Source organism: Actinomycetospora chlora (assembly GCF_039542135.1).
Lineage (GTDB): Bacteria > Actinomycetota > Actinomycetes > Mycobacteriales > Pseudonocardiaceae > Actinomycetospora > Actinomycetospora chlora.
Window position 1 is genome coordinate 99526 of record NZ_BAABHO010000005.1, and the last position, 12820, is coordinate 112345.

Annotated in this window: 12 protein-coding genes; 3 read left to right on the forward strand and 9 right to left on the reverse strand. The window is 75.8% G+C overall.

Annotation, left to right across the window (positions count from 1 at the left end):
- Positions 1–427 precede the first annotated feature (427 nt).
- The 5 genes from ABD994_RS04635 to ABD994_RS04655 are packed head-to-tail and all read right to left on the reverse strand — an operon-like array spanning position 428 to position 5877.
- Positions 428–1318, reverse strand: a complete 891-nt coding sequence (locus ABD994_RS04635; RefSeq protein ID WP_345411254.1) for a phosphatidylinositol mannoside acyltransferase — start codon at positions 1316–1318, stop codon at positions 428–430.
- Complete coding sequence (pgsA, locus tag ABD994_RS04640; RefSeq protein ID WP_345411255.1) at positions 1315–1977, reverse strand: phosphatidylinositol phosphate synthase; 663 nt, start codon at positions 1975–1977, stop codon at positions 1315–1317. Before pgsA ends, ABD994_RS04635 begins: the two co-directional genes overlap by 4 nt.
- Positions 1974–2537, reverse strand: a complete 564-nt coding sequence (locus ABD994_RS04645; RefSeq protein WP_345411256.1) for an HIT family protein — start codon at positions 2535–2537, stop codon at positions 1974–1976. Before ABD994_RS04645 ends, pgsA begins: the two co-directional genes overlap by 4 nt.
- A complete protein-coding gene (gene thrS / locus ABD994_RS04650; RefSeq protein WP_345411257.1) occupies positions 2537–4588 on the reverse strand; it encodes a threonine--tRNA ligase in 2052 nt (683 codons plus the stop codon). The genes ABD994_RS04645 and thrS overlap by 1 nt, the downstream gene beginning before the upstream one ends.
- A 38-nt stretch (positions 4589–4626) precedes the next feature.
- Positions 4627–5877: an alpha/beta hydrolase fold domain-containing protein gene (locus tag ABD994_RS04655; protein WP_345411259.1), complete on the reverse strand. Its 1251-nt coding sequence runs from the start codon at positions 5875–5877 to the stop codon at positions 4627–4629.
- Between the two features lie 97 nt (positions 5878–5974).
- Between ABD994_RS04655 and ABD994_RS04660 the strand changes: the two genes are divergently transcribed.
- Positions 5975–7183 carry a PucR family transcriptional regulator gene (locus ABD994_RS04660; RefSeq protein WP_345411260.1) on the forward strand — a complete coding sequence of 403 codons (1209 nt, stop codon included), beginning with the start codon at positions 5975–5977 and terminating at the stop codon, positions 7181–7183.
- Positions 7184–7195: 12 nt separating this feature from the next.
- Here the strand turns inward: ABD994_RS04660 and ABD994_RS04665 are convergent, their stop codons facing one another.
- From ABD994_RS04665 to ABD994_RS04675, 3 genes are all read right to left on the reverse strand, one after another.
- Entirely contained in the window at positions 7196–8353 is a 1158-nt protein-coding gene (locus tag ABD994_RS04665; RefSeq protein ID WP_425550019.1) for a fatty acid desaturase family protein, read from the reverse strand.
- A 304-nt stretch (positions 8354–8657) separates the two neighbouring features.
- A complete protein-coding gene (locus tag ABD994_RS04670; RefSeq protein WP_345411263.1) occupies positions 8658–9821 on the reverse strand; it encodes an iron-containing alcohol dehydrogenase family protein in 1164 nt (387 codons plus the stop codon).
- Positions 9822–9899: 78 nt separating this feature from the next.
- Positions 9900–10994, reverse strand: coding sequence for a mandelate racemase/muconate lactonizing enzyme family protein (locus ABD994_RS04675; RefSeq protein ID WP_345411264.1), 1095 nt, complete (start codon positions 10992–10994; stop codon positions 9900–9902).
- 73 nt (positions 10995–11067) lie between these two features.
- Here ABD994_RS04675 and ABD994_RS04680 point away from each other — a divergent pair, with 73 nt between their 5' ends.
- Positions 11068–11520 (forward strand): hypothetical protein, encoded by a 453-nt coding sequence (locus ABD994_RS04680; RefSeq protein ID WP_345411265.1) that lies wholly within the window; start codon positions 11068–11070, stop codon positions 11518–11520.
- Entirely contained in the window at positions 11517–12227 is a 711-nt protein-coding gene (locus tag ABD994_RS04685) for an IclR family transcriptional regulator (RefSeq protein ID WP_345411266.1), read from the forward strand. The genes ABD994_RS04680 and ABD994_RS04685 overlap by 4 nt, the downstream gene beginning before the upstream one ends.
- On the opposite strand, the gene ABD994_RS04690 is transcribed toward ABD994_RS04685, so the two are convergent.
- Complete coding sequence (locus tag ABD994_RS04690) at positions 12224–12712, reverse strand: hypothetical protein (RefSeq protein WP_345411267.1); 489 nt, start codon at positions 12710–12712, stop codon at positions 12224–12226. The two genes, ABD994_RS04685 and ABD994_RS04690, sit on opposite strands and share 4 nt — an antisense overlap.
- Between the last annotated feature and the right edge of the window lie 108 nt (positions 12713–12820).

Consider the following 12820-nt stretch of genomic DNA (forward strand, 5'->3'; position numbering starts at 1 on the left):
GCCGCCGCGCGAAACGGATCCCGGCGCCGGGCACGAGGAGCTCGACGGGAGCCCCGGTCCCGCCCACGTCGGCCACCGCCTCCGTCGCGCCGAGCAGCGCGGCCGCCGTGGTGCCCGTGACCACCCCGTCGGGGTGGCGCAGCACCGCGGCGCGCGCCTCGCCCGGCAGGTCCACCACGGTGCCGGCCGCGATGTACACGTCGTGCCCGAGGGACACGAACTCCGGCCCGCGCAGCCGGGCCTTGCTCACGATCCCGCGGGCCACGGCCTCGGACCCGCGGAACGGTTGATCGAGCTCCATGCGGGTTTCGACGCAGCCCGACCGCCGACGGTTCCACCCTCGGGCAGCTCGCCGGTTCGATCTCCCGGGCGTGCCGCCAGCGTCCTCGCGCTCGCGGCACGGTGGGGAGATCGTTCTGGAGAGGTGTCAGGGGTCGTCGCGGAAGACGCGCTGGAGCATGTGCCAGTCGGTGGGGTGCTCGGTGATGTCGGCGGCGAAGGTGTCGGCGAGGCGCTGGGTCGCGGCGGGGATCGCGGCGCGGTCGGGGACGGGCACCGGCGGGTGGATGCGGAAGCCCCAGCCCTCGCCCTCGACGGGGTCGTCGGTGAACCACAGCCCCACCGGGAGCAGGGCGGCGCCCGTGGCGGCGGCGAGGGCCGCCGGGCCCGGCGGCATGGAGGACGGCGCGCCGAAGAAGGTCACCGGGACCCCGTGGGCGGAGAGGTCGCGGTCGGCCACGAGGCACACCACACGTCCCGCGCGCAGGGCCCGGACGAGGCCGCGGACCGGGGCCTCGCCGCCGGTCATCGGCAGGATCTCCATGCCGAGCGACTCCCGGTAGGCCACGAAGCGCTCGTAGAGCGACTCGGGCTTCAGCCGCTCGGCCACGGTGGTGAAGCGCCCGGAGTGGGCGACGAGCCAGAGCCCGGCCATGTCCCAGTTGCCCGAGTGGGTCAGCGCCACGACCGCGCCGCGGCCGGTGGCCAGGGCGGCGTCGAGGTGCTCCCGGCCCTCCACGACGGGACGGCGCACGATCGCCTCGTGGTCCAGGGCGGGCAGGCGGAACGCCTCGCGCCAGTAGCGCGCGTAGGAGCGCAGGCCGGCGGCGGTGAGGGCGTCGAGCTCGTCGGCGTCCGCGTCCGGACGGACGCGGGCGAGGTTGCCGCGCAGCCGCCGCACCCCCGGGCCGCCGCGGCGCGCGGCCAGGTCGGCGCCGTGGTCGAAGGCCCAGCGCGCCAGCGGTGCGGGGACGGCGCGCACGAGGCGCCAGCCCGCCGCGTAGCCGAGATCGCCCGCCCGCTCCGCGGTGGTCGTCACCCGGCGGCCTCCGGGTGGTCGGTCGGGGCCTGGTCGGTGACGCCGGTGGCCGCGCCGTACTGGTCGCGGGCGCTGCGCCACACGGCCAGCACCCGCTGCCCGACGGTGACCAGCGAGCCGACCGTCAGCAGCCAGAGCGCTACGTCCAGGGCGTACGGGACCCCGAGCCCGGTGAGCCCGCAGCCCCCGAGGCCCAGGATGAGCCGCTCGGCCCGCTCGACGATGCCGCCGTCGGCGCGCAGGCCCGCGGCCTCGGCGCGCGCCTTGATGTAGGAGATCAGCTGCCCCGCGACGAGGCAGACCAGGGCGAGGGCGGCGAGCAGCGGCCGGTCCACCGAGAACGCCCACCAGGCGATGGCGGCGAAGACGGCGCCGTCGACGAGGCGGTCGCCGACGGAGTCGAGCACCCCGCCGAACGGGCTCTTCACCCCCCGCGCGCGGGCCATGGCGCCGTCGAGCACGTCGAGCATCGCGAAGGCCCACACGACCAGCGACGCCGCGAACAGGTGCCCGGTGGGGATGAGCAGCAGCGCCGAGGCCGTCGACGCGACGGTGCCGGCGACCGTCACGACGTCCGGGTGCACCCCGCGCCGGACCAGCCAGGCGGCGGTCGGCTCGATCCCGCCCCTCATCGCCGCCCGGGCCCACTCGTTGATCACGTGCCCCACGCCTCCGCGAGCCGGCCGCGGGTCTCCGCCAGCAGCTGCGGGATGACCTTCGTCTGGCCGATGACCGTGATGAAGTTGGCGTCGCCGCCCCACCGGGGCACGACGTGCTGGTGCAGGTGGTCGGCGAGCGAGCCGCCGGCGACGTGACCCAGGTTGATGCCGACGTTGAAGCCGTGGGGCGCGGCGACCGTGCGCAGCGCCCGCACCGCCTGCTGGGTGACGCCGACGAGCTCGGCGGACTCCTCGGTGTCGAGCTCGTCGAGCCCCGCCACGTGGCGGTACGGCACGACCATGAGGTGCCCGGGGTTGTACGGGTGCAGGTTGAGCACCGCGTACACGCGCTCGCCCCGGTGCAGCACGAGACCGTCGGCGTCGTCGAGGGTCGGGATCCGGCACAGAGGGCAGCCGCCGCCCTCGACCTGGCCGGTGCCCTGCTCCCCCGCGATGTAGGCCATGCGGTGCGGCGCCCAGAGGCGCCGGAAGCCGTCCGGGGTCCCGGCACCCCAGAGCTCGTCGAGGTCCTGCGCGTCCCTCGTGACGTCCTCGGACATCAGGGCGTGAACTTCTCCGCGTCGGGCGAGGCGTTCTCCCGGCGCCGCACCCAGTCGACCAGCGCCGTCACGGCGTCGTCGACCGGCACCCCGTTGCGCTGCGAGCCGTCGCGGAACCGGAACGAGACGGCGCCGGCGTCGGCGTCCTTGCCCCCGGCCAGCAGCAGGAACGGCACCTTCTGGAGCGTGTGGTTGCGGATCTTCTTCTGCATCCGGTCGTCGGAGTCGTCGACCTCGACGCGCAGGCCCTCGGCGCGCAGGCGGGCCGCGATGCCCGCGACGTACTCGCTCTGGTCCCCCGAGACCGGGATGCCCACGACCTGCACCGGCGAGAGCCACGCCGGGAACGCCCCCGCGTAGTGCTCGGTGAGGACGCCGAAGAAGCGCTCGATCGACCCGAAGAGCGCGCGGTGGATCATGACCGGTCGCTGGCGGGAGCCGTCCGGCGCGGTGTACTCCAGCTCGAAGCGGTCCGGGAGCATGAGGTCGACCTGGATGGTCGACATCTGCCAGGTGCGCCCGATGGCGTCCTTGGCCTGTACCGAGATCTTCGGCGCGTAGAACGCGGCGCCGCCCGGGTCGAGCACGAGGTCGAGCCCCGCGCCCTCGGCCACCTCGCGCAGGACCTCGGTGGCCTCCTCCCACGCCTCGTCGGAGCCGATCGACTTCTCCGGGTTGCGGGTGGAGAGCTCGAGGTAGAAGTCGTCCAGCCCGTAGTCACGCAGCAGGTCGAGCACGAACTGCAGCAGCGAACGGATCTCGCCGCGCATCTGGTCGCGCGTGCAGTAGATGTGCGCGTCGTCCTGGGTGAAGCCGCGGGCGCGCGTGAGCCCGTGCACCACGCCGGACTTCTCGTAGCGGTACACGGTGCCGAACTCGAAGAGCCGCAGCGGCAGCTCCCGGTAGGACCGCCCACGCGACCGGAAGATCAGGTTGTGCATCGGGCAGTTCATCGGCTTGAGGAAGTAGTCGACGCCCTGGCGCTTCAGCTCGCCGGCGTCGTCGTACTCCGCGTCGAGGTGCATCGCGGGGAACATGCCCTCGCGGTACCAGTCGAGGTGACCGGAGACCTGGAAGAGCTCGCCCTTGGTGGCGTGCGGGGTGTTGACGAACTCGTAGCCCGCCTCGGCGTGGCGCTGGCGGCTGTAGTCCTCGAGCTCCTTGCGGATGATCCCGCCCTTGGGGTGGAACACCGCGAGCCCCGAGCCGATCTCGTCGGGGAAGCTGAACAGGTCGAGCTCGGCACCCAGGCGGCGGTGGTCGCGGCGCTCGGCCTCGGCGACCCGCTCGAGGTAGGCGTCCTGGGCCTCCTGGCTCTCCCACGCCGTGCCGTAGATGCGCTGGAGCGCGGCGTTGCGCTGGTCGCCCCGCCAGTACGCCGCGGACGAGCGCAGGATCGTGAAGGCCGGGATGTAGCCGGTGGTGGGGATGTGCGGGCCGCGGCACAGGTCGCCCCACACGCGCTCGCCGGTGTGGGCGTGCACGTTGTCGTAGGCCGTGAGGTCGCCCTCGCCGACCTCCATGACCTCGCTGGTGTCGACCGTCCCCTTCAGGTCGACGAGCTCCAGCTTGAACGGCTCGGACGCCAGCTCGGCGCGCGCGTCGTCCAGCGAGGCGTACTCGCGGCGCACGAAGCGCTGCTTCGCCTTGATGATCTTGCGCATCGCCTTCTCGAGGGCCTCGAGGTCCTCGGGCGTGAACGGCCGGTCGACCGCGAAGTCGTAGTAGAAGCCGTCGGTGATCGGCGGGCCGATGCCCAGCTTGGCCTCGGGGAACAGCTGCTGCACCGCCTGGGCGAGCACGTGCGCGGCCGAGTGGCGGATCACCGAGCGCCCGGCCTCGGTGTCGGCCGCCACGGGCGTGACCTCGACGTCGGTGTCCGGCGCCCAGGACAGGTCGCGCAGCCCGCCGTCGGCGTCGCGGACCACGACGACCGCCTCGGGACCGGACGACGGGAGTCCGGCCTCGCGCACCGCCTGGCCCGCGGTGGTGCCCGCCGTCACCCGGACGCTGACGCGGGCGGTGGGGTGGGGCGCGGCGAGCGAGGACACGACGGTGACTCCCGGGGTCGAGCAGTGGTCCCACGAGCCTAACGATCGGCGCGGGGGCCCCGGCCGACCCCGCCTCCCACGACCGTCTCCAGGAAGGCCGCGACCGCCCGCACCGTGACCAGCGTGCGGGCCGTCGGCACGAGATCGAAGCCGTGCTGGGCGTGGGCGAGCTCGGCGTGCACCACGGGCGCCCGCGACACCGCGCGCAGCCGCGCGACGAACGCCCGGCTCTGAGCGGGCACGACGATCGCGTCGCCGGTGCCGTGCAGCACCATGAACGGCGGCGCGCCCGCGTGCACCCGCGCCGACGGGGACGCGGCGACGTAAGGGTGGGAGTCCTCGCCCAGCGGGGTGGGCATGAGCGTCTCGGCGAGCAGCTCGTCGAGGGTGCCGCTGCCGTCGTCGGTGGTGAGGTCGTAGATGCCGTAGAGGCAGACGGCGGCGGCGACGGAGGTGTCGGCGTCGGCGAACCCCGGTTGCCACGCCCCCGGCGTCAGCGCCGCGAGCGCCGCGAGGTGCGCGCCGGACGAGCCGCCGGTGATGGCGATGCGCGCCGGGTCGCCGCCGTACTCGGCGACGTGCGCGCGGGTCCACGCCAGGGCCCGCTTGACGTCGACGATCTGGGCCGGCCAGCGCTCGGCGGGGCCCAGCCGGTAGTCGACCGACAGGCACACCCAGCCGCGCCGGACCATCGCCGCCATCAGCGGGTGGGCGTCGGCGGCCTTGCTCCCCGACGACCACGCGCCCCCGTGGATCTGCAGCAGCACCGGGGCCCGGGCGTCGTCGGGCAGGCGGGGATCGCGCCAGACGTCGAGCAGGTTGGCGACGGGGTCGGGCCCGTAGGGCACGTCACGGGCCGAGGCGTAGCGGCGGCGCGCGAGCAGCGACCCGACCACGCGGCCGCGGGCGGGCAGCTCCACCGGGCCGAGCTCGGCGCGCAGGGCGTCCTCGAGGCCCGCGGCGTCCGCCCGGGCCCCGCGGTCGAGCCCGAGGAGCACGGCCAGCGCGAGTGCCCCCGCCCCGAGACCGACCCGGCCGGCCGGGTGGCGCGCCGCGCCGCGGCGCACGGCCACCGCCGCGCCGGTACCCAGCACGAGGGCGGTGGCCCGCGGCGTCTCGGTGGCCGTCGAGGAGAGCAGGCTGCCGAGCACCGCGGCCGGCCAGCGCCGGGTCAGCGGCCGCAGCCCCGACCCGGCCACGAGCAGCCCCAGCGTCCCGACGGCCAGCGACGTCCGCGCGCCGGGGGCCCTCGCCCACGGGGGCAGCCACCGCCGCGAGGACCTGGTCACGCGATCATTGTCGTCCCCGCCGGATCGCGGGTGTGCGTGACGGGGGCCGCGTCACGCCGAGCCTGGCGCCCGCCCGCGATCCTGCGACACTGGACCCGTGAGCGACGGTGGGTGCGCAGCCAGCGGGGCCTCGCGCCGTCATCCGTGGGCCGAGGTGCCGGAGAAGGCGCGGCTGCGGCTGCGGCCGGTCGTGCTCGACGCCGGCGACGAGATCATCGCGACGGTCCGGGCGGAGGTCGCCGAGTACTCGCTGTCCATGGACGGCGAGTTCGGCCGCCGGATCCGGCTGGGCGTGTCGGTGGCGCTCGACCAGTTCCTCGACCTGCTCGGTACCGACGACGCGCTGCCCGACACCGCCGTCTACTTCGAGCTCGGCCGCGTCGAGCACCGCCACGGCCGCACGATGGACGCCCTGCAGAGCGCCTACCGCATCGGGTCGCGGGTGCTGTGGCGGCGCATCGCGGCCGCGAGCGACGACTACGAGCTCGAGCCCGACGCCATCTTCCGCCTCGCCGAGGCGCTGTTCGCCTACATCGAGCAGCTCGCGGCCGCGTCGGTGTCCGGCTACGCCTACGAGCAGTCGCTCGCCGCGGGCTCCCGCCAGGCCCGCCAGCACGCGCTGGTCGAGCGCCTGTGCCGCACCCCGCCGCCGGAGGCCGCGGAGGTCGAGGCGCTCGCGCGCGAGGTCGGGTGGCCGGCTCCGCGGGCGCTCGCCGCGCTGGTGCTCCCGGAGGAGTCGCTGGGGATCGTCTGCCGTCGGCTGCCGCCGGACGTGGCGGCGTCGGTGGTCGACCGTCTCGGGATCGTCTTCGTGCCCGACCCCGAGGGTCCCGGCCGTCTCGACGCCCTCGCCGACGCCCTGCGGGGCACCAGCGGGGTGCTCGGCCCGGCCGTGGGCACGGACCAGGTGGCCCGCACCGTCACGCGGGCCCGCGCCGCGTACGCCCTGCACCTCGAGGGGCACGTGCCGGGCGAGGGCCTGGTCCGCGCCGACGACCACCTGCTCGCCCTGCTGCTGCACGCGGACGTCACGCTCACCGCCGACCTCGTGGCCCAACGTCTCGAGCCGCTGCGGCGCATGACGGCCGCGGCGCGCGACCGTGCCGTGAGCACGCTGACGGCCTGGCTCGACGCCCACGGCGACATCGCCGAGGCGGCCACGCGCCTGCACGTCCACCCGCAGACCGTGCGCTACCGGCTCGCGCGCCTCAAGGAGGCCTTCGCGGGCGTCCTCGACGACCCGGTGGGCCGCCTGGAGGTCGCGCTCGCCCTCCGCGCCGGCGGACCGGGCCTCGCGGAGGGCTGAGCGCTCGGGCTGTCAGGCCGCCAGGGCCGCGTCCCGGCGGGCGCCCACCGACTCGGCGCGGCGGCGGCCGAGCGGCAGCGCCTTGAGCCGTTGCTTCATGGTGCGCTGGTGCCCGCCCGGGAACGACAGCCGCGCGATCTTGGCGAGCACGCCGCCGTACTGCTTCCACATCGGCCCCGAGTGGTACGGCAGGCCGTAGCGCCGGCAGAGGTCGCGGATCTCGGGCGCGATGGTGCGGTAGCGCCGCGAGGGCATGTCCGGGAACAGGTGGTGCTCGATCTGGTGCGACAGGTTCCCGGTCATGACGTGCAGCAGGACCGAGCCCTCGATGTTCGCCGAGCCCAGCATCTGCCGGACGTACCACTCGGCCTGCGACTCGTTCTCCAGCCGCTCCTCGTCGAAGGTCTCCACCTCGACCGGGAAGTGCCCGCAGAAGATCACGGCGTGGGACCAGATGTTGCGCACGATGTTGGCCAGCACGTTGCCCACGAGGTTGGGGACGAACGACGGCCCGGAGAGCGCCGGGAAGATGACGAAGTCCTTCAGGGCCTGCTTGCCGGCCTTGCGCCCCATCTTCTTGAGCTCGGGGAGCTTGTCGGCCCAGGTCGCCTCGCCCCGCTGGATCTGGTCCAGCTCGAGGTCGAACGCCGCGATGCCCCACTCGAAGATCATGGCGAGGCCGGCGTTGGTGATCGTCTGGAACAGGTAGATCGGCTTCCACTCCTGCTCCGGGTCGACCCGGAGCACGTTGTAGCCGATGTCGCGGTCCTTGCCGTGGACGTTCGTGTACGTGTGGTGCAGGTAGTTGTGCGTCTGCTGCCAGCTGCGCGCGGTGGAGACGTGGTCCCACTCCCACGTGGTGGAGTTGATCTCCGGGTCGCGCATCCAGTCCCACTGGCCGTGCAGGACGTTGTGGCCGATCTCCATGTTCTCGAGGATCTTGGCCAGCGCGAGCGACGCGGTGCCCGCCAGGAAGGCCGGCGGGAACAGCGCGCCGAGCAGCAGGATGCGACCGACGGCGTCGAGGCCCCGCTGCGCGCGGATGACGCGACGGATGTAGCGGGCGTCGTCCTCGCCGAGCGAGGACATGACGCGCTCGCGGATGGCGTCGAGCTCGGCCCCGAGCCGCTCGATGTCCTCGACGGAGAGGTGCTCGGTCGACGGGGTGATGTGCGCGGTGCTGGCACCCGGGCGGCCGGGTCCCGTCGGCGTCTTCGCCTCGTTGATGCGCGTGACGTGGTCGGGGATGGTCTCGTCGAGAACGGTCACAGGGCCTCCTGTGGGAGTCCGGGGGGAGCGGCGGGCCACGGGCCGGGTGGTGCGGGCCCACGGGTCGATCACGCTCCCGACGGTAGGTACCGGCCTCGGGGCGGCTCTACGCGCGCAGCGAGGACTCCGCGGCCAAACCTGTTGCACAACCAAAAATCCGGACGCCGGGGCCCGACGGTTCACATCGGACGCTCAGGTAAGGCCCTCAGCAGCGCCCGAGCAGGGCCACGACCTCGTCGACCGACGACGGGTGCCGCGGGGCGTTGCGGGTGACGGGGTCGGCGAGCGCCGTCCGCGCGAGGGCCTCGTGCTGGGCGGGGACCGCCCCGAGGTCGGCCACCGAGACCCGGGTGCCGACGGCGTCGAGCACGCCGGCGAGGGCCTCGGGCAGGGCGGACGCGCCGGGCAGCCCGGCGGCCTCGGCCGCCCGCGCCCACCCGGCCGGATCCGCGTCGAGGGACCAGCCGACGACCTCGGGCAGCACCGCGGCCAGCGCGACGCCGTGGACCGCGCCGGTGTGCAGGCTCAGGCTGTGCGCGAGCCCGTGCACGAGGCCCAGCCCGCTGCGCGTGAGCGCCTGCCCGGCCAGGTGCGCGGCGACGAGCATCTCCGCCCGCGCCCGGGGGTTGCTCCCGTCCCCCACCGCCGTCGGCAACCACGCCCAGGCCCGCCGGACGGCCTCGGCGGCGAACGCCTCCGAGACCGGGTCGCGGCCCCGGGAGGCCAGCGACTCCAGGCCGTGCACGAGCGCGTCGACGCCGGTGGCCGCCGTCGGGGCCGCGGGCAGCCCGTGGGTCAGCTCCGGGTCGAGGACGGCGACGCGCGGCACGACGCTCGCGTCGCCGCAGTAGACCTTCTGCCGCGTCGCCGGGTCCTCGAGCACGCCGAACCCGTTGGTCTCGGCCCCGGTTCCGGCCGTGGTGGGCACGGCGACCACGGGCAGCCCCGCGACCGGCGGGGTGCCGGTGCCGTCGGCGCGCGCCCCGGGCGTCGGCGCGAGCAGGGCGATGCCCTTGGCCGCGTCCAGGCTCGACCCGCCGCCGAGGGCGAGCACGGCGTCCATCCCCAGGTCGCGGGCGTGCCCCGCGCCGCGCTCGACGACGTCGACGGCCGGGTTGCCGCGCACGTCGTCGAACACCTCGACCGCGACCCCTGCGGCGCGCACCGGCGCGAGGACCGCGTCCACCACGCCGGCGGCGCGGAGGCCGCGGTCGGTGACCACCAGCACGCGCCGCGCCCCCTGGTCGGCCAGGTGGCCGGGAATTCGGGCCACCGCGCCGGGCCCGAAGTCCACGACCGGCCCGGGGCCGGAGAGGAAGGTGCCGGCGGCCACGCCGGCGCACGGGGTCCCGGTGTCCGTCGTGGTCATGCCCGCGCTCCCTGAGGGGTGGGTGGAGGGTGGGTGACGGTCCCGGCTCCCGGGGGGACAGGAGCCGGGACCGCCGTTCTAGGGCCGGTCGGCGAGCACGGCGCCCAGGCCGGGGGCGTCGGGCACGACCAGCATGCCGTCCGGGTCGGGACGGAGCGGCTCGGCGAGCAGGAAGTCGCGGCGCTCCGGGGTCCAGCCGCCGGCCGGGTCGTCGGGGAACTCCAGGTAGGGCCCGGCGCCGACACCGGCCGCGACGTGCAGGTTCGCGAGCAGCCCGAGACCGTTCGTCCAGGTGTGCGGGGTGAAGCGCCGGTGGCGGGCGCGGGCGGCCTCGGCGAGCTGGCGGGCGCGGGTCATGCCCAGGGCGAGCACGACGTCGGCCTGGTAGACGTCCAGCGCGTCGGCCTCGAGCAGCGCGAGGGTCGCGGGCAGCGAGTCGAGCATCTCCCCCGCCGCGATCCGCAGGCCCGGGTTGTCGGCGCGCAGCAGGCGGTGGCCCTCGGCGTCGGCGTAGGGCAGCGGCTCCTCGACCCACGCGACGTCGTACTCGGCCAGCCGGCGCACCACGCGGCGGACCGCGGCGAGCTCGAGCGGCTCGGTGACGTCGCCGGGCATCCGCCAGGCCTGGTTGAGGTCGACCATGATGTCGAGCCGGTCGCCGACCGCCGCGCGCATCGCCGCGACCGTGGCGACGCCCTGGTCGAGCCGCCGCGGGTGGGCCCGCACCTTGACCGCCCGGATGCCCTGCTCCACCAGCCGGACCGCGTCGTCGGCGCGGCGCTGCGGCGGCTGCTCCGAGCACCAGGAGGCGTAGACGGGCAGGCGGTCGGTGACGCCGCCGAACAGCGTCGCCACCGGCAGGCCGGCGACCTGGCCCACCACGTCCCAGAGCGCGGCCTCGAGGGGCCAGAAGCGCCCGGCGTGGAAGCCGACGGACTCGATGCGGCGCACCTGGAGCTCGGTGGCCAGCGGGTCGGTGCCGAGGAAGAGCTCGCGGTACGCGTCGAAGCCGGCCATCGTGTCGCCGGAGCCGACGCCGACGACGCCCTCGTCGGTCTCGACGTGGACGATCGTGGCGGCGAAGCGGCCGCGCGGCTCGGGGTCCCAGGCCGCGCGGCACGGCGGGTCGAGCACGGTCTCGCGGTGCTCGAGGCGGATGTCGGTGATCTTCACGGTGTCCCGGCTCTCGACGGTGGACGACGGCCAGTGAAGGCGCGCGGGCCCGACCTCGGCAAGAATCGGTGCGGTGAGCGCAAATCCGCTGGTGGGCGAGCTGCTGCTCGGGGTCCACGCGGCCGCCGTGTGGTACTGCACGGGGCTGGTCTGGGTGATCCAGCTGCTCGTCTACCCCGGGTTCGCGCAGATGGTGGGTCCGGACTGGATCGCCGTCCACGCCCGCCACACCCGGCTCATGGGATGGCTCGTCGGCGGGCCGTGGGCGGTGCAGGGCCTGACGTGCGCGGTGCTGCTGGTGTGGCGCCCGGACGGGGTGCCGCTGGGGGCCGCGCTCGTCGCCGGGCTGTGCGGGGCCGCGACGGTGGCGGTGACGGTGGGCGTCTCGGTGCCGTGCCACCAGCGGCTGGCCCGGGGCTTCGACCCCGCGGTGCACGCCCGGCTGGTGCGGACGAACTGGTGGCGCACGGCGGCGTGGACGCTGGGCGGGGCCGTGGCGCTGGTGATGATCGGGCTCGCCGCGTGAGCGGGCCGCGCTCGGCGGGGCTGCGCCGCGACGCCGACCTGCTCTCCGCCCTGGCCACGCCCGAGGCGCGGGCCGCGGGGCTCGGGGTCGGCCGGCTGGCCGCGCTGACCGGCCGCGGGACGAGCCAGGTCTCCCGGGCGCTCGCGGCGCTGGAGGCCGAGGGGCTCGTCGAGCGCGACGACCGCTCCCGGCGCTACGCCCTGGGCTGGCGCCTCTACGCCCTCGCCGCCGGCACCACCGAGGCCCGGCTCGTGCGCTCCGCCGGCCCGGCGCTCGTCGCGCTGGCCGCCCGCACCGGCGAGGACGCCCACCTCTGCCGCCTGCACGGCCTGCGGGTGGCGACGCTGCTGACCGCCGCGGCCGGCGGCGGGGCGCTGCGCGCGCGGTTCGACGTCGTCGTGATCCCGGCCGCGACGACGTCCGCGGGCCGCGTCCTGCGCGCCGAGCGCGACGGCGCCGCGGCCCGCGCCGTCGGCGCCGACGCGGGCCTGCTCGCCGCCGTGCGGGACGCCGGGTACGCGGTGGTCGACGGCGAGTTCGACCCGGCCCTCGCCGGCGCCGCCGCCCCGGTCCGCGGGTTCCACGGCGGCGTCGTCGCGGCCCTGACCGTGTCCGGGCCGGCCGCGCGGCTGCGTCCCCACCTGCAGGCCCACGCGGCGGCCACCGCGGCCTCCGCGTCGGACCTCTCCGCGCTCCTGGGCGCCTAGACCCGGACCGTCGGACGGTCGCCGGTCAGCACTGCGGCCCGCCGGGCGGTGACGACGCCCTGGACACCCAGGCTGACGGCCACGAAGAGCAGGACGCTCGCGCCGTCGATCGTCGCCGAACCGGGCGCGACGGCCCGGGCCAGCAGGTCCAGACCGACGTGCGCGGCGATCCCGACGACCCAGAGCGCCGCCGTCGCCGCGTGCCCCTGGGTCCAGACGACGCCGTCGCGTACCCAGAGCCGGACCGTCCCGGCGCGGATGCCCCCGAGCAGCGCGCCGATCGCCAGCCCGGCCAGCAGCAGCACCCAGCCGAGCGCCGGCACCGGTCCCGCGGCGGCCGCGCCGACCAGCTGCACGAGGCCGACCACCCCGAGGATCCCGGCGATCCGCATCCGGCGCGCGCTCAGCGGCCGGGCCCGCACCTGGTTGACGACCACCCACACCAGCACCGCGATCCCGATGACCGCCGAGAGCGTCCCGTCCATCCCCGTCCTCCCTCCCGGGCCGGCGGGGTCGCCGGCCGACGGCGTCGACGGTCGCCCCCGCGGGTGGGCGCGGGCGTCCACCCGCGGGTGGAGACGGGGTGGAGGACG

Bases quoted from the DNA above. Each gene is read 5' to 3' on its own strand.
- ABD994_RS04645 (WP_345411256.1), bottom strand. From the start codon at position 2,537: ATGTCCGAGGACGTCACGAGGGACGCGCAGGACCTCGACGAGCTCTGG.
- ABD994_RS04670 (WP_345411263.1), bottom strand. From the start codon at position 9,821: ATGACCACGACGGACACCGGGACCCCGTGCGCCGGCGTGGCCGCCGGC.
- ABD994_RS04690 (WP_345411267.1), bottom strand. From the start codon at position 12,712: ATGGACGGGACGCTCTCGGCGGTCATCGGGATCGCGGTGCTGGTGTGG.